This is a genomic window from Yoonia vestfoldensis DSM 16212 (genome assembly GCF_000382265.1).
Lineage (GTDB): Bacteria > Pseudomonadota > Alphaproteobacteria > Rhodobacterales > Rhodobacteraceae > Yoonia > Yoonia vestfoldensis.
Genome location: NZ_KB907983.1, coordinates 76732 through 102185, shown reverse-complemented (window position 1 = coordinate 102185; position 25454 = coordinate 76732). Strand labels below are relative to the sequence as shown.

At 64.0% G+C, this 25454-nt stretch carries 25 protein-coding genes and 1 tRNA gene; 15 read left to right on the top strand and 11 right to left on the bottom strand.

All coding sequences use genetic code 11. The features are described from left to right. Positions 1 to 39: 39 nt before the first annotated feature. Complete coding sequence (locus H147_RS0112535; RefSeq protein ID WP_019955718.1) at positions 40 to 798, top strand: SDR family NAD(P)-dependent oxidoreductase; 759 nt, start codon at positions 40 to 42, stop codon at positions 796 to 798. Beyond that, a complete protein-coding gene (gene kynU, locus H147_RS0112530; RefSeq protein WP_019955717.1) occupies positions 795 to 2003 on the top strand; it encodes a kynureninase in 1209 nt (402 codons plus the stop codon). The genes H147_RS0112535 and kynU overlap by 4 nt, the downstream gene beginning before the upstream one ends. Positions 2004 to 2065: 62 nt before the next feature. On the opposite strand, the gene H147_RS0112525 is transcribed toward kynU, so the two are convergent. Together H147_RS0112525 and H147_RS0112520 are read right to left on the bottom strand one after the other, a co-directional pair. Further along, the gene (locus H147_RS0112525) at positions 2066 to 2911 is read right to left on the bottom strand and encodes a YihY/virulence factor BrkB family protein (protein WP_019955716.1); all 846 of its coding nucleotides are present in this window, start codon (positions 2909 to 2911) and stop codon (positions 2066 to 2068) included. Between the two features lie 106 nt (positions 2912 to 3017). Continuing rightward, complete coding sequence (locus H147_RS0112520) at positions 3018 to 3929, bottom strand: DMT family transporter (RefSeq protein WP_019955715.1); 912 nt, start codon at positions 3927 to 3929, stop codon at positions 3018 to 3020. 272 nt (positions 3930 to 4201) lie between these two features. Between H147_RS0112520 and H147_RS0112515 the strand changes: the two genes are divergently transcribed. Together H147_RS0112515 and mdoH are read left to right on the top strand one after the other, a co-directional pair. After that, positions 4202 to 4429, top strand: coding sequence for a hypothetical protein (locus H147_RS0112515; protein ID WP_019955714.1), 228 nt, complete (start codon positions 4202 to 4204; stop codon positions 4427 to 4429). After that, positions 4430 to 6217: a glucans biosynthesis glucosyltransferase MdoH gene (gene mdoH, locus H147_RS0112510; protein ID WP_051108209.1), complete on the top strand. Its 1788-nt coding sequence runs from the start codon at positions 4430 to 4432 to the stop codon at positions 6215 to 6217. Here mdoH and H147_RS0112505 read toward each other — a convergent pair. Then, positions 6135 to 7106 carry a lysylphosphatidylglycerol synthase transmembrane domain-containing protein gene (locus tag H147_RS0112505; protein ID WP_019955712.1) on the bottom strand — a complete coding sequence of 324 codons (972 nt, stop codon included), beginning with the start codon at positions 7104 to 7106 and terminating at the stop codon, positions 6135 to 6137. The genes mdoH and H147_RS0112505 overlap by 83 nt on opposite strands. Positions 7107 to 7203: 97 nt before the next feature. Here H147_RS0112505 and H147_RS0112500 point away from each other — a divergent pair, with 97 nt between their 5' ends. Genes H147_RS0112500 through H147_RS0112485 form a run of 4 tightly spaced genes read left to right on the top strand, consistent with a single transcriptional unit; the run spans position 7204 to position 11340 of the window. Continuing rightward, on the top strand, positions 7204 to 8313 hold the full coding sequence (locus tag H147_RS0112500; RefSeq protein ID WP_019955711.1) for an ABC transporter ATP-binding protein: 1110 nt from the start codon (positions 7204 to 7206) through the stop codon (positions 8311 to 8313). 25 nt (positions 8314 to 8338) lie between these two features. After that, on the top strand, positions 8339 to 9634 hold the full coding sequence (locus H147_RS0112495; protein ID WP_019955710.1) for an extracellular solute-binding protein: 1296 nt from the start codon (positions 8339 to 8341) through the stop codon (positions 9632 to 9634). Positions 9635 to 9637: 3 nt separating this feature from the next. Continuing rightward, on the top strand, positions 9638 to 10513 hold the full coding sequence (locus tag H147_RS0112490) for a carbohydrate ABC transporter permease (RefSeq protein ID WP_019955709.1): 876 nt from the start codon (positions 9638 to 9640) through the stop codon (positions 10511 to 10513). Continuing rightward, the gene (locus tag H147_RS0112485) at positions 10510 to 11340 is read left to right on the top strand and encodes a carbohydrate ABC transporter permease (protein WP_019955708.1); all 831 of its coding nucleotides are present in this window, start codon (positions 10510 to 10512) and stop codon (positions 11338 to 11340) included. The genes H147_RS0112490 and H147_RS0112485 overlap by 4 nt, the downstream gene beginning before the upstream one ends. An 887-nt stretch (positions 11341 to 12227) precedes the next feature. On the opposite strand, the gene H147_RS0112475 is transcribed toward H147_RS0112485, so the two are convergent. Continuing rightward, positions 12228 to 13862: a sulfatase-like hydrolase/transferase gene (locus tag H147_RS0112475; protein ID WP_019955706.1), complete on the bottom strand. Its 1635-nt coding sequence runs from the start codon at positions 13860 to 13862 to the stop codon at positions 12228 to 12230. After that, positions 13859 to 14638 (bottom strand): CDP-alcohol phosphatidyltransferase family protein, encoded by a 780-nt coding sequence (locus H147_RS19705; protein ID WP_019955705.1) that lies wholly within the window; start codon positions 14636 to 14638, stop codon positions 13859 to 13861. Before H147_RS19705 ends, H147_RS0112475 begins: the two co-directional genes overlap by 4 nt. Positions 14639 to 14738: 100 nt before the next feature. Between H147_RS19705 and H147_RS0112465 the strand changes: the two genes are divergently transcribed. Further along, a complete protein-coding gene (locus H147_RS0112465) occupies positions 14739 to 15278 on the top strand; it encodes a cytochrome b (RefSeq protein WP_019955704.1) in 540 nt (179 codons plus the stop codon). A gap of 67 nt (positions 15279 to 15345) precedes the next feature. On the opposite strand, the gene H147_RS0112460 is transcribed toward H147_RS0112465, so the two are convergent. Then, entirely contained in the window at positions 15346 to 16077 is a 732-nt protein-coding gene (locus H147_RS0112460; protein ID WP_245541143.1) for an endonuclease/exonuclease/phosphatase family protein, read from the bottom strand. Positions 16078 to 16245: 168 nt separating this feature from the next. Between H147_RS0112460 and H147_RS0112455 the strand changes: the two genes are divergently transcribed. From H147_RS0112455 to H147_RS19700, 3 genes are all read left to right on the top strand, one after another. Beyond that, positions 16246 to 17382 carry a lytic murein transglycosylase gene (locus tag H147_RS0112455; protein ID WP_019955702.1) on the top strand — a complete coding sequence of 379 codons (1137 nt, stop codon included), beginning with the start codon at positions 16246 to 16248 and terminating at the stop codon, positions 17380 to 17382. Positions 17383 to 17474: 92 nt separating this feature from the next. After that, on the top strand, positions 17475 to 17654 hold the full coding sequence (locus H147_RS21360; RefSeq protein WP_019955701.1) for a cyclic nucleotide-binding domain-containing protein: 180 nt from the start codon (positions 17475 to 17477) through the stop codon (positions 17652 to 17654). 63 nt (positions 17655 to 17717) lie between these two features. After that, entirely contained in the window at positions 17718 to 19079 is a 1362-nt protein-coding gene (locus H147_RS19700) for an FAD-dependent oxidoreductase (RefSeq protein WP_019955700.1), read from the top strand. 3 nt (positions 19080 to 19082) lie between these two features. On the opposite strand, the gene H147_RS0112445 is transcribed toward H147_RS19700, so the two are convergent. After that, positions 19083 to 19556, bottom strand: a complete 474-nt coding sequence (locus tag H147_RS0112445; protein ID WP_019955699.1) for a DUF427 domain-containing protein — start codon at positions 19554 to 19556, stop codon at positions 19083 to 19085. A 197-nt stretch (positions 19557 to 19753) separates the two neighbouring features. On the opposite strand from H147_RS0112445, the gene H147_RS20535 reads away from it, so the two are divergent. Then, on the top strand, positions 19754 to 20893 hold the full coding sequence (locus H147_RS20535) for a Hint domain-containing protein (RefSeq protein ID WP_019955698.1): 1140 nt from the start codon (positions 19754 to 19756) through the stop codon (positions 20891 to 20893). A gap of 107 nt (positions 20894 to 21000) precedes the next feature. Here H147_RS20535 and H147_RS0112435 read toward each other — a convergent pair. Together H147_RS0112435 and H147_RS0112430 are read right to left on the bottom strand one after the other, a co-directional pair. Continuing rightward, positions 21001 to 21076: transfer RNA gene (locus tag H147_RS0112435), tRNA-Thr, on the bottom strand. Between the two features lie 105 nt (positions 21077 to 21181). Beyond that, complete coding sequence (locus H147_RS0112430; RefSeq protein WP_051108208.1) at positions 21182 to 22837, bottom strand: ABC transporter permease; 1656 nt, start codon at positions 22835 to 22837, stop codon at positions 21182 to 21184. Positions 22838 to 22918: 81 nt separating this feature from the next. Between H147_RS0112430 and H147_RS0112425 the strand changes: the two genes are divergently transcribed. Continuing rightward, the gene (locus tag H147_RS0112425) at positions 22919 to 23800 is read left to right on the top strand and encodes a hypothetical protein (protein WP_019955695.1); all 882 of its coding nucleotides are present in this window, start codon (positions 22919 to 22921) and stop codon (positions 23798 to 23800) included. Between the two features lie 4 nt (positions 23801 to 23804). On the opposite strand, the gene H147_RS0112420 is transcribed toward H147_RS0112425, so the two are convergent. Continuing rightward, a complete protein-coding gene (locus H147_RS0112420; RefSeq protein WP_019955694.1) occupies positions 23805 to 24065 on the bottom strand; it encodes a DUF2312 domain-containing protein in 261 nt (86 codons plus the stop codon). Between the two features lie 106 nt (positions 24066 to 24171). On the opposite strand from H147_RS0112420, the gene H147_RS0112415 reads away from it, so the two are divergent. After that, the gene (locus H147_RS0112415; protein WP_019955693.1) at positions 24172 to 24390 is read left to right on the top strand and encodes a hypothetical protein; all 219 of its coding nucleotides are present in this window, start codon (positions 24172 to 24174) and stop codon (positions 24388 to 24390) included. Here H147_RS0112415 and H147_RS0112410 read toward each other — a convergent pair. Further along, positions 24387 to 25430: a phosphotransferase gene (locus H147_RS0112410; protein WP_026352475.1), complete on the bottom strand. Its 1044-nt coding sequence runs from the start codon at positions 25428 to 25430 to the stop codon at positions 24387 to 24389. The two genes, H147_RS0112415 and H147_RS0112410, sit on opposite strands and share 4 nt — an antisense overlap. Between the last annotated feature and the right edge of the window lie 24 nt (positions 25431 to 25454).

The window sequence follows — 25454 nt, the reverse complement described above, 5'->3', positions numbered from 1 at the left end:
CCGTGCAGGTAGCATAGGCGCAACTACGGGGGAGTCATCATGGAACATGCAGGCAAACACGCGCTGGTGACAGGCGGCGCGACGGGCATCGGCAAAGGCATCGCACTGGCCTTGGCCGAGGCAGGCGCAGAGGTCACGATCACAGGCCGCAATGGCGCGAGACTGGCAGAGGTCGCCGCAACCCACCCCCGCCTGCATGCGCTGGTGATGGATGTGGATGACGAATCCTCCGTACGTGACGGCATCGCCAATGCCGCCGCCGCACGCGGCCCCGTGCAGATTTGCGTGGCCAATGCGGGGATTGCCGAAGGCGGACCTTTCGCGAAAACCTCGCTTGCCGCTTGGCGCAAGACGATGGCCACAAACCTCGACGGTGTGTTCCTGACCTTTCAGGCGGCGCTGGCCAGTCTGCCGCCCGACATGCCCGCGCGGATGATCGTCGTCTCCTCAATCGCGGGCGTGCGGGGCCTCAAGAACGCGGTGCCCTATACGGTCAGCAAACACGGCGTGATCGGCCTGATCCGTGGATTGTCCGAGGAATACATGCGCAGCCCTGTCACCTTCAACGCGCTCTGCCCCGGCTATGTGGATACGGCCATCGTGCAGAACCAGTTGCCCAGCCTGATGAAAAGCTTTGACGTGGACGAGGCGGGCGCTGTCGACCTGATCGCCAAAGGCAACCGCCACCGCCGCCTGCTCGAAGTGGACGAGACCACCGCCGCCGCCATGTGGCTGTGTTCGGATGGCGCGCGCAGCGTGAACGGGCAAACGATCCAGATTTCAGGAGGCCAGGTATGACAACCAGTTTCATTCGCGATTTTTCCCGGACCAAGGCGATGTTCCAGATGCCCGCCGACATGATCTATCTGGATGGCAATTCGCTGGGGCCATTGCCGCGCGCCGCCGCCGCACGGATCGCTGATTGTGTGACCCGCGAATGGGGCGAGATGGTGATCACCGGCTGGAACCGCGCGGGCTGGATGGCGCAGCCCACCACCTATGCCGACCGGATCGGGCGGCTGATCGGGGCGGAACCGGGGCATACGGTTCTGGGCGATACGCTGTCGGTCAAGGTCTATCAGGCGCTGGCAGCCGCCCTTGATCTGGTGCCTGACAGGCGGGTGATCCTGACCGACAGCGGCAATTTCCCCTCCGACATCTACATGGCCGAAGGGCTGATCCGGTCGCTGGACCGCGGCTATGAATTGCGTGTAGTCGCCCCCGAGGATGTGGCGGATCACATCGACAATGATCTTGCCGTGCTGATGCTGACGCAGGTCGATTACCGCACGGGGCAGATGCATGACATGGCCGCCCTGACGCAAAAGGCCCATGACGCAGGTGCCATCACGATCTGGGACCTTGCCCATTCCGCAGGCGCGCTGCCCGTCGATGTGGCAGGCTGCGGCGCCGATTTCGCGGTGGGCTGCACCTATAAATACCTCAATGGCGGACCGGGCGCGCCCGCGTTCATCTATGTCGCCCCCCGCCATATCGACCGCTGCCAGCCTGCGCTGTCGGGCTGGCTCGGCCATGCCGCCCCTTTCGCCTTCGAACCCGGCTACCGCCCCGGCACGGGGATCGAACGGATGCGCGTCGGCACGCCGCCGGTGCTGCAACTCGCAGCCCTTGATGCCTCGCTCGACATCTGGGACCAGGTCGATCTGCACGACATCCGCACAGCCTCCATCGCGCTGACAGACCAGTTCATCGCAGGCATAGAAGCCACCTGCCCCATGCTGACGCTGGCCAGCCCGCGCGACCCCGCGCAGCGCGGATCGCAGGTGTCGTTCCGTTTCGCCGACGGCTATGCCGCGATGCAGGCCTGTATCGCGCAAGGCGTGGTCGGCGATTTCCGCGCGCCCGACATCATGCGCTTTGGCTTTACCCCGCTTTTCATCGACGCAGGCGACGTGGCCCGCGCGGTCGAGATCATCACCAAGGTGATGACCGACAAGCTCTGGGACAGGGCGGAATTCCGGCAAAAGGCGGCTGTCACCTGACACCATCTTCCGAGTAAAAATATCCCCGCCGGAGGCACCGAGGCCCGCAAGGGCCCGGACCGCTAGGCGGCCTCGGGCGCGCGGGCGCGTCTGCCATGCACATGCATGTTCAGCGCCGCCCCGAGCAGGATCAGATAGGCGCTGACATAAAGCCACAGCATCATGCCGATCACCGCCCCGATCGAGCCGTAGACCTCGTTGTAGCTTGCGAAATTCGTCAGGTAGAACGACAGCCCCGCCGAGGCCGCGATCCACAAGACGATCACGACCAGCGCGCCCACCGTGACCCAGCGCCCGCGGCTTTCGATCCGGACCGGACCAAAGCGGTAAAGCAGCCCCAGCGCCGTCAGCAGCACGCCCAGTGCCACGACCCAGCGCAGACCTTCCAGCAGCCAGGCGGTGCCAGTCGGGATCGGCAGAAACGCCATCACGATCGGCAGGACGACAACGACATTCACGGCAATGATCGCGAGAAACACCAGCGCGATGGTCAGACTGAAGGCCACGACCACCTGCCGCAGGCTGCTGCGCTGCTTTTGCCCCGCGATGGCGTTGAGCCCGCCGATCAACGCGCCGACAGCCGCCCGGCACGACCAGAGCGCCACGAGGATCGACACGAACGTGGCCCATCCCAAGGCCTGTGATGGCGCATCGACCAGCCCGTTGATCTGGGTCTCCAGCAAGCGATAGGCATCGTCGGGGATAATGTCCTGCATCAGCGTCAACTGATCGGCAATGACCACGGGGTCCGCCATCAGCCCGAAGATCGCGATGATCGCGGCCAGCCCCGGAAAGATCCCGAACATCCCGAAAAAGGCGACCCCCGCCGCGATCAGGCCAAGGTTCTTTTCCCCGGCCGTGTCCAGCACGGCACCACCTGTCCGCCAGATCGATTTGAGTGTGGACATGAATCCTTTCCCCCGAAACTTTCCGGTCGCGCGGCGCGCAGTGCGCTTGGCAAGCCGCCACGCTAACATAGTGTTTCGGAAAGGCAAAGGTTCCGGCGGCCGCGCGTCAGGGCGCTACGCGCAGCGGCGGCTTGCGCCTTTTGCCGGACAGCGCGTTGCCCGCGATCGCCCCCAGCAGAATGGCCCCGCCGATCAGCGTATTGACCCCCGCCGCCTCGCCCAGAAACACCCAGACCCAGAACGGGCCAAGCAACACTTCGGCCAATGACAGCAATGCAAGCTCTGCGGCGGGCAGGCTTTTCGAGCCGAGCGTGTAGAGGATCAACCCGGCGCCGACCTGAAACACGCCCATGCCCATCGAGATACCACCGTCGCGTGGCGACAACACCAGCGGCAGGCCCAACCACAGGCAGATCGCCAGCGTGACACCGATGCCGAACAGACCCGACAGGAACACCGCCGGCAGCATCTCGGACGCCCTGCCCCAGCGCAGCGCGACGGTGAAAACGGCAAAACCCAGCGCCGAGGCCAAGGCAGCGAGCGATCCATGCAACGTCACGCCGCCCGACTGGTCCGCGACCATCACCGCGATCCCCGCAAGCGCCAGGCCGATCGCGATCAAAGTCGCCCGGCGCACGGGTTCGCCCAGCAGGACGCGCCCCAGCACGGCGGCCATGAACGGTGCCGTGGCAAACAGCAGCATCGCATTGGCGACCGATGTGGCCTGGATCGCATAGATCCCGCCTGCATAGGCCGCGACCAGCGCCAGCCCCGCCACCACCCCCGCGCGCCCGCTTCGCCGGACCTGCGCCAAGACGCCCTGCCCGCTGCGCAGCCGGATGACGAGATATAGAAAAACCGACAGGCTGACCGAACGATAAAGCAGAATCTGCCAGACCAGCGCATCCTCGATCAGCCGCACGCCAAGGCCGACCGTGGACCAGAGCACGCCTGCCGCAAAGACCAGCAGAACACCTTGCCGGTACGCCGGTATTGCCACTGCGGCTGTCGATGGCATGGCGTCGGACAAGAGGCTCCATCCTTTGATCGCGTTCCGTGCCGACGGTATCCTGCCCGGTAGGACCGGGGTGTCCTGTTTGCGACCCGTCACACACGAAATTGCCATCCGCGCAGGACTGGCCAAACAAAATCGCAGGACTATCTGACATCGGATGGCGGTGCAGGCCTGACTCTTGGACCTGCGCACCACCACAACCGCAACCGTGCCGCCGATATCGGACGCACAGATTGCGCGGCCACACCAGTCGCGCGACGAACGCAAGGAATGCCATGGCGCAGCCGCCTGCCAGATTGTCGCCGTATGAGGACAGGACGCCGCATCATCGCGGACGTGATCTGCCTGGCGTCCCGGCAGACGCCGACGGCAAAACGCAGGGTGCGCTGCCGCATGCGCCGATGGCCTTTGCGCCGCAGGACCTGACGACGGCGGGGCTTGCCGACAGGTCAGGCCTGCTCTGGCGGCTCTGGGGTGCCATCGCGCAGCGCGCGGGGCTCTAGATGGCTGCGTCCGGCGACGCTCCTCCGATGATCGCGCGTTTCGTCGTACTTGCCGGATGTGGCATCGCGGCGATGACCGCCAGCGGCGTGTTCCTTGTCTTCGGGACAATCGGCGGCATCACCGCACTGGACCTTTTTCGCGCGTTTTTGGTGCTGGTGGCGTCATTCTGGCTGGCATGGGGGGCCGCTCTTGCCATTGTCGGTCTTGTCGCCGCGCCGCGCGCGCCTTTGCCCGTGACCGGACCATTGAAAGCGCGCGTCGTGGTGCTTGTGCCCATCTTCGCCGAGGACCCCGCCGCCACGTTTTCACGCATCGCCGCTATGGACAGGTCCTTGCGGCAGGTGACGGATGGTGCAGGCTTTGACTTCGCCATCCTGTCGGACACCCGTGACGATGCCCATGCCGCGCGCGAACGCCACTGGTACCTGCGGCTGGTGCAGGACACCGGCGGGCAAGGCCGCATCTTTTATCGCAGGCGCGACGTCAACGAGGGGCGCAAGGCAGGCAATATCGCCGATTTCATCCGCAGTTCGGGTGCGGCCTATGATTTCGCTATCGTTCTGGATGCCGACAGCATGATGGAAGGGCGCACCATGCGGGACATGGCCTTGCGGATGCAGGCCGATCCCGCACTGGGGCTGTTGCAGACCCTGCCCGTCGTCGTGAACGCGCGGTCGCGCTTCGCACGTCTGATGCAATTCGCCGCCGCGTTTCACGGGCCGGTCTTTGCGCGTGGGCTGGCGCGGCTGCAAGGGCGCACCGGTCCGTTCTGGGGGCATAACGCGATCATCCGCATCCGTGCTTTCGCGCAAAGCTGCGGCCTGCCCGACCTGCCCGGACCGCCGCCTTTTGGCGGCCCGATCATGAGCCATGATTACGTCGAGGCCGCCTTGATGGCACGCGGCGGCTGGACGGTCAGGCTCGATACCGATCTGCAAGGCAGCTATGAAGAGACTCCCGAAACCCTGATCGACCACGCCAAACGCGACCGGCGCTGGTGTCAGGGCAATCTGCAACACATGCGCCTTGTGACCGTGCAGGGACTTTCGGGATGGAGCAGGTTTGTTTTCATACAAGGCATTTTCGCCTATCTGCTGGCGCCGGTCTGGATGGGTTTCGTGCTGACCAGCAAGCTGACAGAGGCGCTTGCGACCGACACGGTCCGCATCCGGCTGGATGCCTGGACGCTGCCTGTCGTGACCCAGACCAACTTTGCCATCGCGTTGGGGCTGATGGTCGGGGTGATCGTCCTTCTGGTGCTGCCGAAGCTGCTGAACCTTTGCGACGCAATCCTGCGCGGGCGAACCCGGGCTTTTGGCGGGGTGGTCCGCAGCACCGCATCGGCCGCTGCGGAACTGCTGATCCTGTCGATGCTGACACCCGTACTGCTGATGTATCAATTGCGCGCCATCGCCCAGATCATGCGCGGGCGCGACGGCGGTTGGCCCGCGCAAGACCGTGACGGCGGTGCCATGACCCTGCGCGAGGCCTATCTGGCATCGCATTGGATCGTGTCGGCAGGCTGTATCGGGGTGCTGGTCACGCTGGTCTATGCCACCGGCGTGCTGCTGTGGCTCTTGCCGGTGCTGGCCCCGATGATCGCCGCCCCCCTGCTGATCGCGGCGACGGCGAAACCTGCGCAGGGCTGGCTGTTCGCCACGCCGCAGACGCTTGACCCAGGCCCAGTCCTGCGCGAGCGCGCGGCTATTCTGGCGCGCTGGACACAGCCGGACGCCGGCGCTGCGCCAGCAGGACCCAGACACCCGGCAGGCTTGCCACAAGAATGACCAGACCGAACGCGATGCTGGCCGCGATCCCCGCCTCGGCCTGCGCGCCCACGACAGGCCAGATCGCGGCGGCGGCCCCTTCGCGCAGGCCCCAGCCGCCCACCGACAGCGGGATCATCATCGAGGTCAGGATCAGGGGCAGGATCGTCACCACAGCGACGAAAGGCAGGTCGGTGCCGGTGGCAAACGCGCAGAACGCGAAACTTGCCAGATTGCAGGCGACAATCGCGATGCTGAGGCCCACCTGACGCGGCCAGACCCCGCGCGCCAGCAGTCCCAGACGCAGCGCCGTCAAAAACCCCGCCGTCGCACGCGCCACGGGGCCGGGCACCCGTGCAAGGATCGCCCCCAGCACCACAAGACCCACCAGCAACAACGCAAGCCAACCGATCGCCTCGGTGATCCAACCCGGCCACACCAGACCGCCCGGCACGGTGATGGCCACGACGAACCCGCCGAAAAGCACCGCGAACAGCGCCACCTGCCCGACCAGCCGTTCCAGCACCACAGCCTGTGCCGCGCGCAGCATCCCCGCCTGATGGCGTTGGCGCACAGCGCGCCCCGCATCGCCCAGCACACCCCCAGGCACCGCCAGATTGACGAATTGCGACAGGTAATATTCCCCGATCGCATCGCGCCTGCGCAGCGGTTGATCCAGTTGCGCCGCCGTCAGCCGCCAGCGCAGCGCGGACAACAGCACCTGCCCGTGCGCCGTGGCCAAGGCGGCCAGCAGCCAGAGCCATTCGGTCTGCGCCAACAACGCCAGAACCTGCGGCCCATCGGTCAGATGCCACAGGAGTGCAAGGATGGCGAGCGTGACAATCACGCGCAAAGCCGCCCCAAAAAACTTGCGGCGCGGAACTGGATCGGGATCGGGGCGTTCTGACATTGGCTGAGATATCTGCCAGTTGCGTGGAATTGCAAGCGCTGGTCTCTCATTTAACGGATTCTATGGACCTCGGAGGGGTTACGGCTATGTTCGGGTGATGAATGTGACGATCCAAGCGCCGCAAACAGCGCCGATGCACGACAAGACACCCCAAGGGGCCACGCTGCGCCTGCGCGACCTGGTCAAAAGGTTTGCTTCCGGCCCGCCCGCCGTTGCCGGTATCAACCTTGATATGGCAGCGGATGAATTTGTGGTGCTCGTCGGCCCGTCGGGCTGTGGCAAATCCACGACGCTGCGTCTGATTGCGGGGCTGGAAACCGCGACCTCTGGCGATATCGAAATTGCGGGCAAGCGGGTCAACGACCAGGGTGCGGCCCAGCGCGATGTGGCGATGGTATTCCAGAACTACGCGCTTTATCCGCATATGACCGTCGCGCAAAACATCGCCTTTGGCTTGCGCCGCAGGGGTGTGTCCCGCGCCGAGGCCAAGGCCGCCGTGGCCGAGGCCGCGCGCGCGCTGGAACTGACCGATCTGATGCACCGGATGCCGGGCGATCTGTCCGGCGGCCAAAAGCAGCGCGTCGCCATGGGCCGCGCCATCGTGCGCAATCCCCGCCTGTTTCTGTTCGACGAACCGCTCTCCAATCTTGACGCCCGCCTGCGCCTGACCATGCGCACCGAGATCAAGCGGATGCATGCCCGCGTGCCCACCACCACGATCTATGTCACCCATGACCAGACCGAGGCGATGACGATGGCAGACCGGGTCGTCGTGATGAACGCGGGCCGGATCGAGCAGATCGGCACCCCGATGGAAATCTACAACACACCGGTGTCGCGCTTTGTCGCGGAATTCATCGGCGCGCCTGCAATGACCTTTGCCGATGGCGTGCTGACCGATACCGCGCTGACGTTGGGCAACGGGTTGCGCCTGCCCGCCCCCGCCACGCCCCATCGCGGCCCTGTCACGCTTGGCCTGCGGCCCGAGGCGCTGCGGCTGGCAAGCACCGGCCTGCCCGCGCGGTTGGAACTGCTCGAACCTTTGGGTGCCGAAACGCTGGCGCTCTGGCAGACCGATGCGCTGGGGCCGGTCTGGGTCCGGCTTAATCCGCGTCCTGATTTGCGCCCCGGTGCGACCGGCTGCCTGCAACCCGACATGACCCGCGCCCATCTGTTCGACCCGCAGACCGGCCAGCGTCTGACCTGACAATAATACCAACAGGAGTTACCCTATGCGCCACACCCTTGCCTATCCGTTGTCCGCAGCCCTCGCGCTGACCGCCTCTGCCGCTTTGCCGCAAGACCTGATCACGCGCGACCGTGTCGGCCCGGCGGATGCGCCCAATGTCATGACCTTTCGCCTGACGGCCTTTGATCTTTATTCATCGGACGATGCGACGCGCGAATTCTTCGAACAGAAGTTTCTCGCCCTGATGGCCGATTACCCCGACTGGAGGATCGAGACGCAACTGCAGACCGACAATATCGGACAGGAACAGGCGCGGATGCTGGAACAGGTGCGCGCGGGCCGTGGCCCCGATTGCGCGATGATCGACAGCTCTCAGCTGGGGCTGTTCAAATCGGCAGGCGTGCTATCGCCGATGAATGCCCATTTCACGCAAGCCCAGATCGACGATCTGTTCCCCTTCGTGCGCGACGGCGTGACCGATGCCGAGGGCAATGTGCTGGCCTGGTGGTGGTTCACCAGCCTTCAAGTGCTGTACCGTGACACGTCCTTGGTGCCGGACGCCCCCGCCACTTGGGACGACCTGCAAGCCGCCGCCCTGACTACTGTCGCGGCGGGCCGCGAAGGCGTGCTGTTCAACGGCGGCCGCTGGGAAGGCACGGCATTCGACTGGTTGCCGACATTCTGGGCGCAGGGCGGTGAACTGGTCGATGCCGAAGGCCGGCCCGTATTCAACGAAGGCGACAACCGCGACAAGATGCTGGCCGCGATCAATTACTACAAAGGGCTGGTCGATTCCGGTGCCGCGCCCTCGCGGGTGACGACGATCATCAACTACGATGAATTCAACGCCGCCGCTGCAGCAGGCACCGCGGGTATGTTCATCGGCGGCAACTGGCAATTTGCCCAGCTGCGCGGCACCCTGCCCGCCGATCAATTCGCCAACTGGGAATTGTCCGAACTGCCCGGCCCCACTGCTGACCAGCGTGCGACCGGCACCGGCGGCTGGACCATCGGCGCGTTCAGCGACGATCCGACCGCGGTCGAGATCTGCGCGCGCATGGCCTATGAAATCTACGCCACCGAAGGCAATGCGTTCCAAGGGCTGCTGCCCACCTCGGCGAGCCTTTATGACGCCTATGACACGTTCGACGGGCCAGAATACGACGCCTTTGCCGAAGCGCTCGTGAACGGTGTCGCCCGTCCCGGTGCGGCGATCTATCCCGAGATCAGCAACCAGTTGCAGATCCTGCTGGGTGATGTGCTGTCGGGCGCTGCCACGCCCGAGGATGCGCTTGATGCCGCGGCCGCTGCGGTCGATGCCGCCTACGAACGGCTGTAAACCATGACGGGGGACCGGCGCATCTGGCTGTGGTTCACGCCTGTCCTTCTGGTGCTGGGCGGGGTGTTCCTGATCCCCGTCGCGGATGTGATCCGTTTCAGTTTCAGCGATGCGACGCTGTTGCGGCCGGTCACGGGCTACGGGCTGGATGGCTATGCCAGCGCCTATGGCGATGACAGCCTGCCTGTGATCCTGCGCAATACGGGGCTGTTCACGCTGCTGAGCGTGGTCAGCCTGCAAGCCATGGGGTTGGCCATCGCGCTCTTGCTGGTGCGCGGCGACAGGCGGGGGCTGTGGGGGATGGGCCTGTTGCGGACCATCGTGCTGGCCGCTTGGGTAATCCCCGGCATCGCCAACGGGCTGATCTGGCAGATGCTGCTGTCCGAGGCGCCGTTCGGCGCGGTCAATTCCCTGCTGCGCCTGATCGGGCTCGCCCCCGTCGCGTGGCTGTCGGACCCGGGCAACGCCATGCTGTCGGCGGTGATCGCCAATGTCTGGCAAGGCTCGGCCTTTTCGATGATCGTGTTTTACGCCGCCCGCCGTGCGGTCGATCCGGTGCTCTATGAGGCGGCAGCGGTGGACGGGGCCAGCCCCACGGCGCAATTCCTGTTCATCACGATCCCGCAGATGCGGGGTGCTATCTTGGTGAACACGATCCTTGTGACGATCCAGACGTTGAACACTTTCGACACGATCCTTGCGCTGACAGGCGGCGGGCCGGGCCGCGCGACGGAGGTCCTGTCGCTCAACATCTTCAACCGCGTGTTCTATAGCTACGATCTCGGTGGCGGGTCGGCGCTGGCGGTTCTGCTCTTGGCGATCAGCATGATGCTGACGCTGGTCTATCTTGCCGTGCTGATGCGGAAGGGCACGCGATGACCCCGCGCGTTGGCGACATGCTGACGTATCTGGCGGGGATCGTGCTGGCCGCACTGTTCCTGATGCCGCTTCTGTGGCTGGTGTCGCTGTCGCTGCGCACCCCGGCCGAGGTTTATCTGGGCGCTGCACGTTTCATCCCCGAGGCCCCAACCTTGGACAATTTCCGCCAGATCCTAACTGACGGGGCCTTTGGCACGTATCTGTGGAACGCGGTCAAGCTTTGCGCGCTGGGGGCTTTGGGGGCCGTGATCGTCGCGACCCCTGCCGCCTATGCCGCGTCACGGTTCACTTTCCGCGGCAAGGGGCCGCTGATGGTCGGTATCCTGATGGTGCAGATGATCTCGCCCTTGGTCGTGATCATCCCGCTTTACCGCTATCTCGACCGGCTGGGGATGCTGGAAAGCCATCTGTCGGTGATCGCGGTCTATATGGCGATCGGTGTGCCTTTGTCGGTCTGGCTGATCAAGGTGGGGTTCGACACGATCCCGCCCGCGCTGGAGGAAGCCGCCGCCATCGACGGTTGCAACCGCGCGGACATCCTGATGCGGATCACCCTGCCCTTGGCGGCACCCGCGCTGGCCTCGGCCTTCATCCTCAACATGATCATGGGCTGGTCGCAGTTTCTGGTGCCCTTCATTTTGCTGACCCGCGACGGGCAACTGCCTATTGCCGTGGCGATCTATAATTTCGCAGGGTCGAGTTCGGCCTCCACCACGCAACTGCTGGCCGCTGCTTGCCTCGTCGCGGTGGTGCCCGCGCTGGCGGCGTTCCTTGCGCTGCAAAGACTGATCGTGCGGGCGATCATGGCAGGGGCGGTGAAGGGGTAGTGGGGGATGAGGGCGGGATTCAGATGGCGGCTTTGAGCCCTGACCTACCATGCCCGTCATCCTAGCAATGATGTAACCTGCATGAACCAGACTAGAAAGATTGCCATTTTTAAAGCAAAGACGGGCCACGGATCGTCCGTTGCGCGCTTGCCGTTGATATATCGCCAAAAATATTCTGAAGGTGACCCATTCTGACCATAATGGGCCTTCCACCTACGGAACCCAAAGAATCCGAAGATTGGAATTGGGAGCGTGGCTAGGCCAGCTATGACGCAGAATTTGATTAGTGCCATTCTGACCCTGATCCCGAATGGGGAAACTTTACGGGCACATCAGATCTCAGGCAAGGACGGCTTTGTGCCGCACTGATGCCGGTCGGGTGTAAATTGGCACGCTGCACCGCCGCAAGTCTGCTGTTGACCCGACCTACCGAATGCTGAGCAGCGGGCAAACGGCCCAGATAAGCATAAAATACCTCCTCAATCAAAAGCGTCAGGTCAAGAAGGTAAAGATGGAGAAGGAACCTGTCAGAAACATTAAAGCGATCTCAATACAAGCGATGGTAAAGAATGCAACGCTGAATGGGTCTTTCTTCGCTGGAAACTCGTTGAAGTAAAGAAGCGCGATTACTTTCAAAGGAAAAAATAGATAGGCTACGTTGAAGCCAGATATGTTCAACGGCAGTACAAGCGCGACCGGTATTGATATCGTGAGGTTTAATAAGTGAAACCAAAGTAGTCGCTTAGCTTCGGAGGTTGAATACATTTTTACTCTGGTGGCTCTAGGGTGTGTCGGTAACTTCGTACATCTATGTTGGAGTGGCGGAAAGGGGGGGTGCAGACCTTCCAACCGTCTACTCAGACGTGAGCTTAGTCCGCATAGCCCCCCTACGGCACCCCCGTCGAATAGGCCCGCAAAAACCTGTCGCGAAACAGGTCCATCGACCACGCGGACAGCGTCTCGTCGGGCAACAGGCCCGGCGTCCAGCCCCATTGGTCGATCATAGCGACGACCTCTGACGGGCCGATCAAATGGACCGGCACGTCGAAACTGGGGCCTTGCGCTACAAAACCCGCCGCCTGATGATCGCCCAGAATGATGAACAGCGGCATATCCTCGCCCTGCCGCGCGACATAGGACAGGCTGGTTTGTAGTGCGTAATCGACGGCCTTGCGATACTGGTCGCGCACGCGGTCATGGTCGCGCCAGACCACGTTGGGGGGATCGTCCGACTGCGCGATCTCGTTGAACACGGTGCCGTCGCCGACATCGTCCCAGTCGATCAACTCGGGCACCGGCACCCAAGGCGCATGTGACGAAATAAGCGAGATTTCCGCAAAAAGCGGCCGCCCGTCGCGCGGCGCTTGCGCCAGCAGCCGGTCATAGGCTGTCAGCGTGAACTGGTCGGGCATCGTCACCCAGTTGAAGGGCAGGCCCTGATAGCCCAGATCATCCTTTGCCAAAATCGTCTCGAACCCGATGCGCGGCCCTTCGGGCCAGTCGCGGGTGATCGCAGGCACCACGGTCGCGGTGTGATAGCCCGCCTCGGTCGCCAGCTGGAACAGCGTCTTGCGCGGACTGGCCAGCAGCGCACGATACCGGATCTGGTTACTGATCCAGAGGCCAGAGGCGACGGAGGTATGCGCAAGCCAGCTTTGCCCGCCGGTCATCGGCGCGGTCATCCAGCCCGAGCGCATGGCGATGCCGTCGATCTGTGCCAGCTCTGTTTCCGCGGCGCGCAGGGTTGCGCTGTGGGTCGGGATGTAAAGCGGGTTGTCGAAACTCGCGCGCCCATAGCTTTCGATGAAAATGAACACGACGTCTCGGCCAGCCAGCCGGTCGAACAGCGGGCTTGCCGCGGCGAAAGGATCGTTTTCCGCGGCTGCGACAAAGGCCACAAGCTCGGCCTGCGTCGCGCGGTAAAGGTCCACACGGTCATAAGCCAGCCGCGCGGAAAACGCGGCCCCCAGCGGCTTGACGGGCAGCGACCATTGCCCTTTGGCCGCCCCGATCTGGCCCACCATCACGGCGGCGGCGACTACCGCCAGCGCGCCAAAGCCGCCCCGCCACAGCAGCGCCCAGCGCGGTGGCGGTTGCAACCGCACCCAGCGCCCCGTCGCCCACCAGAGCGTGCCTGCCAGAACGAACGGGACCACCCCCGCCGCGACCGCCGCCAGATTGCCCAGAACAGGACCAAGCGCGCCTGTCCCAAGTTCATAGGCCGCGCGGATCAGCCCCATGTCGGTGGCCGGATTGAACACGCGGTTGTAGGCCATGAAATTCGCGTAATCCGCCAGCTTGAGGATGACGACAAGGCTCAGCACCGCGATCAGCAGGGCGCGAAACACCAGCGCCCGGCCCGGCAAGGCCAGCAGCGCCAAAAGGATCACAGGCAGTTCCAACGGAAAAAGCCAAAGCGCGCCCCATGTCATCGCATTGGGATGGTTCGGCTGGATCAGCACCAGATGCAGCAAGGCAGCGGCGGCCGCCAATCCGGCGATGCGGCGCAGCGCAAGGGTCATGCGGCCCGCGTCTGCCAGAGAAAGCGGATATCCACGCCAAAGGACCAGATCACCAGCGCGAGGGCGGTGCCAGCCAATCCGACAGCCCAAAGCCCGGTGACCACAGGGGCAAGCAGCGCGATCAGCGCAGCGATCTGGATGACGCACACCAGCTTGCCGCTGAAACGCTGCGGCGTTGGGCGGTTCAGCCATGGCATCAGCCACATCGCCGCGACGAAAAGATAGCGCATCAGCCCCAAGAACAGCACCCAATCCCCGACCTTGCCGGTCTGCCAGACAATCAGGGCCAGGATCAGCGCAAGCAGTGAATCGACTTCCATGTCGAACCGGGCTCCAAGGCTGCTGGCAAGCCCCGACCGGCGCGCGGCCCAGCCGTCGATCCCGTCACAGGCCAGCGCGATCGTGGCGATGGCCACAACGCTCCATGCCAAGACAGGATCGGTGGTCAGGGCCTGCGCGGTGGGCAACACCGCAGCCAGCCCGGCGGTCAGCGTTGCCCGGAAATGTGTCACAACGTTGCACAGCCCAAGACGTTCATGCGGATAATGGCGGATCAGGCCGCGCAGCAGGACCCCGTTCAGCCCCAGATACAGCCCGAACGCCAGCGCGCCGCCCGTCCAGAATGCCGGGCGATCCGCGCCAAAAAGCCCGAACACCAGCATCGCAAGCAGCCACAGGTTCACCAATGCCAGCAGGCAGAAACGCGCCAGCAACGGATCATGTGCCTTGCGGCCTCGATGTGCCTTTTCGGCGTTTTGGGCAAGTGTAACAACCATATGACCAGACATAGCATCGTCCGGGGCAAGTCAACGGCGATCATGTGCCGGGTTGACACAAACGCGCGACCATCCTTTGCTGACACAAAAGGAGTTCTGCATGCAAAACGGCTATCGCATCCCCGCACGGGTTCTGCACTGGAGTCTGGCCATCGCGATCATTGTGATGCTGCCCGTAGGCGGGATCATGGTGTCCGACGGGCTGGACCGCAGCACACAGAACGCGTTATTCATTCTGCACAAGAACCTTGGGGTGCTGATCCTTTTGCTGATGGTGGTGCGGTTGATCTACCGCGCGGTCAATCCGCCCGCACCTTTGCCCGCCCACATGCCGGCATGGCAGAAAAACGCGGCGGGGATGACCCATATCCTTTTGTACGTCATGGTCTTTTTCATGACGATCACCGGCTATGTGCGCGTCTCGATGGGCGGTTTCCCGATCGAAGCGCTCGGTGCCGTGGGGCTGCACCCGCTGTTGCCGCGCAACGAGGCCATCGCGGAAATTGCCAAATCGATGCATTTTTACGGCCGCTACGTCCTGCTGGCGGTGATGGCGCTGCATATCGGCGCGGCGCTGCATCACGCGCTGGTGCTGCGCGACGGCGTCTTCGGGCGCATCTGGCCGTTCTGGCGCACCTAACGACTTCTTTTTTCCGCAAATACTCAGCTTGTCCCGGACCTGTCCGGGGCAAGGGGCAGCGCCCCTTTTACGCCAGCGCCACCCGCGCCGTCAGCGGCAGATGATCGGACGCCGCGCGGATCGCAGGCGTGTCCACCACCTGCAGATCCTGCACCGCCCCTGCCCTGTCCGACAATATCCGGTCAAGCGGCAAAAGGGGGCGATGCGCCGGAAAAGTCCGCCTGACCCCGCCTGCGAACTGCCGCCCGAGCAGGCGCCGCGAGAATGCAAGCCCTGACCACGGCCGCCATTCGTTCAAATCGCCCAAGAGCAGGGTCTGCATCGCGGGGCGGCGGCGCAGGTACTGCCCGATGATGCGCATCTGCACGATCCGCAACGGCTGCGACAGTGACAGATGCATCGTCATGATCCGGCAGGCGACCCCGCCTTGCAGTGTTTCGACGACAACGGCGCCCCGGTGGCAATGGCCGGGCAGGTCGATGACATCCAGCGCCGTGACGGTGATTGCTGGGTCCAGAAACAGGATCGACCCCAGAAAACCGTGGCTCTGCGGCCCCCAGCGCATATGGGCGTCACGGTGGACATGGCGCAGGCCTGTCTCTGCCTCGATCCGCTCAAGATCAAGGATACCTGCATGCGGCGGGCATTCGCCATCGGCCTCTTGCAAGGCGAGCACCTGCTGCCGGCCAAGCGGGCTGAGGTCGCGCGTGATCGCTTCGGCCACCCTGCCGGGATCGACGCGGCCGTCGCGCCCCTTTGCGCGGTGAATATTCCATGTGGCACAGATAATCACTGGCACCCTGTCGGCCCTCCTCTTTGTGCTGTCACATGCCAGAGCCTTGGGCAGACCTGAATGCAAAACTTTGTGTAAATTGCGGCAAGGCGCCGCCTGCCCCGCCAAGGCAGGATTGTACCTGTGCCATAAGCCGGTAAGGTCGCAGAAAACAGAACAGAACGAGAGCAGCACATGACCACAAACAGACGTTTCATCATCGCGGGCCTCGGCGCAAGCCTGTTGGCCGGATGCGCCAGCACGCCGCGCACGACGGTGACAATGGCCCGGCCCGCCGCCAATACGACGCCACCCGATCTGCTGCCGCAGCGCGATGCGGCCTATGACGCCTGGGTGGCCGGTTTTCGCGGGCGGGCCACGGCACAGGGCGTGTCACCCGCGACCTTTGACGCGGCCTTCCGCAACGCGGGCTTTCTGCCCGGTGTCGTCACGCGCGACCGCAACCAGACCGAATTCCGCCGCAGCCTGGAGGATTATCTGGCCATCGCCGCCTCTGACGAACGGATCACCAAAGGCCGCGCCGCCTATGCCCGCCATGCGCCCGTGCTGAACGCAATCGAGGCGCGCTATGGCGTGAACCGCTATATCGTGACCGCGATCTGGGGGCTGGAAAGCTTTTACGGCGAACGCCAAGGCGACATTCCGGTGATCGCGGCCACATCGACACTTGCTTACGAAGGCCGTCGCGGCGCGTTCTTCGAGGCCCAGACACTGGCGGCCCTGCGCATCCTGCAGGCGGGCGACATCAGCCCCGCGCGCATGACCGGATCATGGGCAGGTGCTATGGGGCATACGCAGTTCATCCCCACGACATTCGCGCAATTCGCGGTGGATTTCACCGGCGACGGGCGGCGCGATATCTGGGCGGATGATCCGTCCGACGCGCTGGCCAGTGCCGCCAACTATCTGGCCCGCAGCGGCTGGCAGACCGGCACAAGCTGGGGGCGCGAGGACCCGAATGGCGCGCTGGAACCGCAACCGGGCGGGCCGCGCTTTAGCACGACGGGCAATTTCCGCGCGATCAAACGCTACAACAATTCCGATGCCTATGCGATCGGGGTGGGCCATCTGGCCGACCGGATCGCAGGCGACGGGCCGTTGCGGATGCCTTTTCCGCCCGACCGTTTCGGTCTGACCAAACCGGACCGCATCGCATTGCAGAACGGTTTGACGCGGCGCGGCTTCGACACGCAAGGCGCAGACGGCGTGATCGGTGCAAACACCACCCGCGCGATCGAGGCCTTCCAGCGCGCGCAGGGGCTGCCGGTAACCGCAGAGCCGTCGCAGGCGCTGTTGCGGATGGTGCTCTGAGGCTGGCCACCCCGTCCCTTGCAGGATTGCCAAATCGGTCACGCGGCATATGCTAGCGCACACGAAAGCATTCGCCGCAAAGGACCGGGCCCATGGAAAGCGCTGCCGTCGACCTGCTGACCTATGTGCGCACCCCGCTGTCGGATGCCCATGTTGCGCATCTGCGCGGCATCGGTGAGATCGTGCATTTCGCGGCAGGCGAAACCATGGTCACTTTCGGCGCCACGAACGAGGCGATCTTCTATATCCTCGAAGGGGAAGCCGCCGCCTAGGACGAGGTCAGCGGGACGCGCTATGGCAATGCAACGCTGGGTCCGACGCAATTCACCGGCGAGATGAGCTTTCTCAGCGGCGGGACTGCGCAACTGACGAACCGCGCCCAGACCGCGTTGACCGCCATTCGGGTGCCGCGCGCCGCGATGTTGCAGGCGATGGCCGACATCCCCGAGATGAGCGATATCATCATCACGGTTCTGGCCGCCCGCCGCCGACGCCTGATCGAAAGCGGGCAGGCCGGGCTGACCCTGATCGGCGCTGAGGATGACCGCGCCGTGGGCCGGATCGAGGCCTTCGCCGCGCAGAATCGTATTCCTTTCCGGGCCCTTGCCATCGGCAGCCCCGAGGCGCTGGCGCTCGCCACGCGGTGCGGTATTCCGTCCGACGGGCCGGGTGTGGTGCTGGGCGAACGCACAGTGCTGACCGATCCGACACCGCGGATGCTGGCGCGGCACATGGGGCTGGACCTCGCGGTCGAGGCGGATGCCGCCTTCGACGTCGTGATCGTCGGCGCGGGGCCCGCGGGGCTGGCCGCAGCCGTCTATGCCGGTGCCGAAGGGTTGTGCGCGCTGGTGGTCGATGAACTCGCCGTCGGTGGACAGGCAGCGACATCGTCGCGGATCGAGAATTACATGGGCTTTCCCACCGGCATTTCAGGGGCAGACCTGTGTGCGCGTGGTGAAATTCAGGCGCTGAAATTCGGCACCCGCTTTGCCGTGCCGCGCCGCGTGACGGGTGTGGCCCCTGCCGCGCGCGGGTTCAGCGTCACGCTTGATGACGGCGTCAAGGTCAACGCGCTGTCCATCGTCGTCGCTACCGGCGTGCAATACCGGCGCCTGCCGCTCGAGCGGCTTGAAGACCTCGAAGGCGCGGGCGTGTCCTATGCCGCGACCGAGCTTGAGGCGCGGCATGTTCAGGGCCGGTCCGCCGTGATCGTCGGAGGCGGCAATTCAGCGGGCCAGGCTGCGATGTACCTCAGCCGCCGCGCGGCAGAGGTACATCTGGTGGTGCGCGGCCCTTCGCTGGCCGCGTCGATGTCGGATTACCTGATCGAACGGATCCGCAAGAACCCCGCGATCACGCTGCATTTCAACGCGCAGGTCACCGCCCTGCACGGTGACACCCGGCTGGACGGCGTGACACTCCGCGATCCGTCGGGCGAAAGGCACCTGCCCGCCGCTGGCCTGTTCATCATGGTCGGTGCGGCACCCAATACGGGCTGGTTGGCGGGACTTGTCGATCTGGACGCCAAGGGCTTTGTCATCACCGATGGCGACCATGCGGCGTCCTGTCCGGGCATTTTTGAAGTTGGCGACGTGCGCGCGGGGTCGGTCAAACGTGTCGCCTCGTCTGTCGGCGAAGGCTCTGTCGTGATCTCGGCCGTCTGGGCGCATGTGGCCGCGCTGCGGGGCGACGCCTAAGCGTCACCAGTGACGGGTGCCGGGTGCGCCCTTGATCTGCCCGTCCAGATTGGGCGTGACCCAGCCGCCATAGAAATCGCCGGGCTGCGGCGTCACCCGCAGATCGCCGACCCAAGCCTCGTCCATCTGTGCCGCGTAGAAGGCGATGTAGCCTGCCAGTGGCAGGAACCGCGCGGTAGGGGTGGCATAGGCCCAAGCAGCACGCAGGGCTGTCGTGTCGCCTGCGACGACATCGAAATACCGCGCAGCGCCTTTCCATTCGCAAAAACTGCTGCCCGCAGCAGGGCGGAGGGTCGCCTGTACATCTTCTGGGGGCAGATAATAGGTCGGCGCATGATGGGTTTCGAGCACCCGCAAGGCCCGCGTCGTCTGCGCCACGATCACACCGCCCAACCGGATCAGGACCCGCTGCGGCACGGCTTCAAGTGCGGGCGGACGCGGATAGGACTGGACGTTCTCACGTGGGAGGGGGGGCATCGGGTTCTTCTCTTGGTCAGACCCGTCAAAGCTAGCGCACCGCATGATGAAAGCCACCGCTTGTCTGTCGCAACGTCACCGCCAGCAGATGCATACGCTACATTCCCGCGCGTCTCGAAAAGCTGTAGCGCAGCGTGCAACTCTTTGGCCTGTGCTTTCGTGGCTGCGGGTGATGCAGCACACAGAAAGAAGGCGCGATGGCAACGACTTGGAACGTGATCTATCTGGGCAATCCCGGTCTGTTTCTCGACCCGACGGAAGGAAGCGGTAACAACCGCAACATCGTGGCAGAAAACGCCAACGGGCTTGTCGGGCGGACATTCGGGTCTGCCGCCGACCCGCTCAACCGCCAAGTCTATCAGGCCCAGGCCATCGTGCAGCCCAACGGCACATTGAACGCCGGTCAGGCGGTGATGGACAACGACAATAGCTTTCGCAACGATACCTACCGGATCGATCTGAACCGGGACGGAACGCCGGAGATCTATACCCACGACACCGCCGTCTATTACCTTGCGACGATCACCTATGCCGACGGGCGCCCACCGGCCAATATCGCCGCGCGCCTGATCCAGACGACAAGCGGCGACCTGTTCCTGGCACCCTCGATCTCGGCAACGGATATCGCGCGGCTAGAAGCCGGGCCGATCCGGTCGATCAGGCTCAACAGCATCGAAAACGCCACGACGGTGAATTTTTTGCAGGACCGGCCCGTCAATAATTTTGTGCCCTGCTTTACCGCAGGCACGCTGATCGTCACGCCGGACAACCTGCGCCGGGTCGAGACATTGCGCCCCGGCGAGCTTGTCACGACGCTGGACCATGGGGCCAAACCGTTGCGCTGGACGGGTCAGGTCACTATCGATGTTGCGGACTGCCCCGCTCTTTGCCCGATCCGGATCAAGGCCGGCGCACTGGGAAACAACCAGCCTGCCGAAGATCTGCTGGTCTCGCCGCAACATCGTATTCTGGTCCGGTCGAAAGTGGCGCAACGCATGTTCGACGCGGCCGAGGTGCTGGTTGCCGCGAAACAATTGCGCGGGCTTGATGGCATAGAACAGGTGGCGGACGCCGGGGTTGTGACCTATGTCCACCTGCTGTTCGACCAGCATGAAATCGTCATTTCCAACGGCGCGTTGACCGAATCGCTGTTTACCGGAGCAGAGGCACTGAAAGCTGTCAGCCCCGCAGCGCGGGCGGAAATCATGGCGTTGTTTCCGGAACTGGCAGACGACGGTCACCGGGCGATCGCGGCACGCCATCTTGTCCCCGGACGACAAGGACGCAACCTGTCAGAGCGCCACGCAAAGAACGCTGTGCCGCTCGTCGGCGCCTGACCCCGTCGTTCACGCGCCGACCTGACAGACCGGCCGCGCACAGCGAGCCGATCACAACATTCGCAGGTGTGTCGCGCCCATGATGACTTTGATGATCATTCGGAAAATGGTGCCCCCACACGGACTCGAACCGCGGACCTACTGATTACAAATCAGTTGCTCTACCAGCTGAGCTATAGGGGCACTGGTGCGGGGTTAACCGCCCCGGTGGCGGGCGTATAGCAGGGAGAAATGCTCTCTGGCAATGCCGATCTGGCGGAAAATATGCAAAATCTCTGTCGCCTGTCGTCAGCGGTTGGTGCGCGCCAGCAAGGCCACCGCCGCCAGCCCCACGAGCGTGATCATCAGCGCGGCGGGTGCGGCTTCTGACAGGTTTTCCAGAGCAGCTTTTGCATGCACCCGCGTCGCCAGCGTTTCGTAATTGAAAGGCCGCAGCAACAGGGTGGCGGGCAGTTCCTTGACGATGTCGACGAAGACCAGCAACAGCGCGGACCCCAGCGAGGCACGCACCAGCGGCATGTGCACCGCACGCAAGGTCCCGCCTGCCGTCCGCCCCAGAGAGCGTGCCGCCATCGGCAAGCTGGGCGACACGCGCCCCAACGCGGCATCTGCCGCCCCTTGAGCGATGGCGAAGAACCGCACGATATAGGCCAGCACCAGCGCCGCCGCCGAGCCGGTGAAGATCAGCCCCGGATCACTGAACCCCGCTGCGACCACCGCATCGGCCAGCCGGTTGTCGAAGGACGCCAGCGGCACGAGGATGCCAAGCCCCAGCACCGCACCTGGCGCGGCATAGCCGATCGCCGTCACGGGCATCAAAAGCGCAGGCAGACGGTGCCGCGACATCCGCACACCATAGACCATGAAAACGCCCCCCGCGACGGTCAGCACTGCGGCGATCCCGCCGACCGTCACGGTATGCATGACGGCGCGGCGCAGACCCGGCGTCAACCAGGTATCGGCATTGAACGCATGGCTGAGGATCACGGCCAGCGGCAGCACAAAGCCGAGGAGCACCGGAAAAAGACACAGCGCTGTCGCGGTCCAGGCCCGCCAGCCTGACAAAAGCTCTGGCGCGACGGGCCGCGCGCCCCGCGCCGAGCCGAAAAACCGGATCTTGCGACGGCTCAGCTTTTCGGCAAGCACGAGCAGGACAATCACGCTCAGCATCGTGGCGGCGAGCTGCGCGGCGCCGCCGAGATTTCCCGCCTGCAACCAGACCGAAAAAATACCTGTCGTCAGCGTCTGCACGGCGAAATAATCGACCGTGCCGTAATCGTTGACCGTTTCCATCATCACGATGGCGACGGCGGCGGCAATCGCAGGGCGCGCGAGCGGCAGCCCGACCCGCAGGAAGCGGCCCCAGGCCCCTGCCCCGAGCGCGCGCGCGACTTCGAACGCCGCACCGGATTGTTCGCGGAATGCGGCCCGCGCCAACAGGTAGACATAGGGATAAAGCGCCGCGCTCAGCACCACGATCGCTGCCTCACGGGTACGAATCGCGGGAAACCAATAGTCGCGTGGTGTCTGCCAGCCGAATGCATCACGCAATGCGGTCTGCACCGGGCCTGCATATTCCAGGAAATCGACCAACGCATACGCGCCCACATAGGCCGGCACCGCAAGCGGCATCAGCAACGCCCATTGCAGCACTGCCCGCCCCGGAAAGCGGTACATCACCACGATCCATGCAGCCCCCGTGCCCACCACCGCCGTGATGGCCCCGACACTCAGCATCAGCACGAAGGTGTTGGACAGATAGCGCGGCAGCGTCGTGCTGATCAGATGCGGCCAGATGTTTTCGGTCGGTGTCAGCGCGAACCAGATCACCGCGATGATCGGCATCATCACCATTGCGGCGATGACGAACGCACCGACCGACCAGGGGTCGATCCGGCGTCGGCTTGGCCGCGAGATGGAAATCTGACTTATTTGATCGGACATACCAACCCGCTTAGTCGAAACGGGTTTCGCTGTCCAGAATACGGCTTATGCTGTACAGCAGCAAAAAACCGGGGACGCCACATGCAGATCGCTTTTCATATCGGCGCGCATTGCACCGACGAAGACCGTTTGCTGAAATCGGTCCTCAAGAATGCCGATGTGCTGTGGCAACAGGGCATTGCCGTACCAGGACCCGGCAAATACCGCAGCCTGATCCGAGAGGCAATTCAAGGCCTTGCCGGTGCCGACCCGCATCCCGACGCCCGCGACATCCTGCTGGATGCGATCACCGATACCGACGATCTGCGACGATTGGTCCTGAGCAACGAAAATTTCATCTGCGTCCCGAACCGGATTTTCGAACATGGCGTGTTCTATCCGCAGGCTGAAACCAAGACCCGCGGCTTGCACCGCCTTTTCCCCGATGACGAGATCAGCCTGTTCATGGCGATCCGCAACCCGGCCGGTTTCCTGCAGGACGCGATGCGCCGGGTGCAGCAGGTCAACCTTGGTGCCGCCCTCGGCGTTCTGGCCCCCGAGGAAATCCGCTGGTCCGACGTGGTGCGCCGGATCAGGCAGGGCGCACCCGACACGCCGTTGACGATCTGGTGCAACGAGGATTCGCCGCTGCTCTGGGACCAGTTGATCCGCCGCCTGTCCGGAGCCAGCCTGCAAAGCCACATCACCGGCGGTACCGATCTGTTGGCGGGGCTGTTGGACCCCGAAGGTCAGGCGATGCTGGCGGACGGTCTTGCACGGACGCCGTTTGCGACCGATGCCGACAAGCACGACATGATTGCGGCGATCTGGGCGGAACACGCAGTGGTTGATGTCGTCGACGAAGACATCGATCTGCCCGAACTTGACGCGCCCCTTGTCGGGCAACTGACCGACCTCTACGAACAGGACCTTGCCGTGATCGACGCGATGCGGGGAGTCGAATTGCTGCTGCCGTTCCGATGATTGATCAGGACATGCCCAGCGCGGACATGTAAAGGTCCATCACGGCTTCTTCCTCAGCCAGATCATTGGCGTCGCGTTTGCGGATCGCGATGATCTTGCGCAGGACCTTGGTGTCGTAACCGCGCCCCTTGGCTTCGGCCATCACTTCTTTCTGGGCGTCGGCGATGTCTTTTTTCTCGGCCTCCAGCCGCTCGAACCGTTCGATGAACTGGCGCAGCTCTTCGGCGGCAACGTTTGAAGTCGTGTCGATGACGGAATCGTTCATGGCGCTCTCCTCGCGGGGTTGCCGTTTCCTAGCCCGTGGCCTGTGGACCCGCAACCCTTGCGCAACTCCCGCCGCCGCGCTAGGGCAAGCCAAACAGACGAGGTGCATGATGGAAATCGTTGTCTTGATCGGCGCATTGCTGTCGGTGATCGGCCTGATCGGGATCGGCTACAGCATTGTGATGGTGACCAAAGCCAAGCGCGCAAAACTACCCGATGCTGAATTGCGCGCGCGCATTTCCAAGGTGCTGCCGATCAATCTGGGGGCGCTGTTCGTATCGGTGATCGGATTGATGACCGTCGTCGTCGGCGTGATGCTGGGCTAAGGACCGTCTTCGATGACCTGCAAGGCCAACGCTGCCAGCACCGGGACAGCCTGCCCATAGGCCCGCGCCTGTTCGGGGTTTGACGCGTTGCCGCTGTTTGCCCGCGCCGCAACCCCCGCGAGGATCGCCGCCAGCCGGAAGAACGCGAACACCAGATAGAACGCCCAGTTGTCGATCGCAGGCAGGCCGCGCCGGGCGGCATAGGCTGCGACATATTCCGCCTCGGTCGGCAGGCCGTGGGCCGCGCGGTCGATCCCGCCAAGGCCCCGCATCCGGCCGTCATTGGGTAGCCGCCATTGCATGCATTGATAGGCAAGGTCCGCCAGCGGATGGCCCAGCGTGGACAATTCCCAATCGAGCACGCCCAAGATGTCAGGCTTGCCCCGCGCAAAGATCATGTTGTCGAGCCGCCAGTCGCCATGCACCAGCGCCACCTGCCCGTCATCTGCGGGCATCGCCTGTTTCAGCCACGCCATGATCTGCGCCATCGCGGGCGTCGGTTCAGCGACGCTGGCCAGATATTGCCGGGACCAGCGGTCCAACTGGCGGGCGAAATAATTGCCGGGCTTGCCGAAATCCGACAGGCCGACGGCTGCGACGTCGACATCATGCAAACCCGCAAGGGCCGCGTTCATCGCGTCATAGATCGCGGCACGATCCGCCTGCGGCACCTCGGGCAAGGCAGGGTCCCAGAAGATGCGCCCGTCCAGATAATCCATGACGAAAAACGCGCGCCCGCTGGGGGATGTATCGGCATCGGCTAGATGCAGCACGCGCGGCACCGGCACCTTACTGCCAGACAGCGCCTGCATCACGCGGAACTCGCGGTCCACAGCATGAGCAGAGGGCAAAAGGTCGCCGGGCGGCTTGCTGCGCAAGACATAGCGCCCGCTGGCGGCGGTGATCAGATAGGTCGGGTTCGACTGGCCTGTGCCGAATTTGGCAACCTCTTGCGCGCCTGCAAACCCCGGCACGGCCACCGAAAGGGTGCTGTCCAGTGTTGCAAGGGACATGCCGATATCTTTTGCCGCCTCGTTCATGCCCCGATAGGGCCATGTGACGCC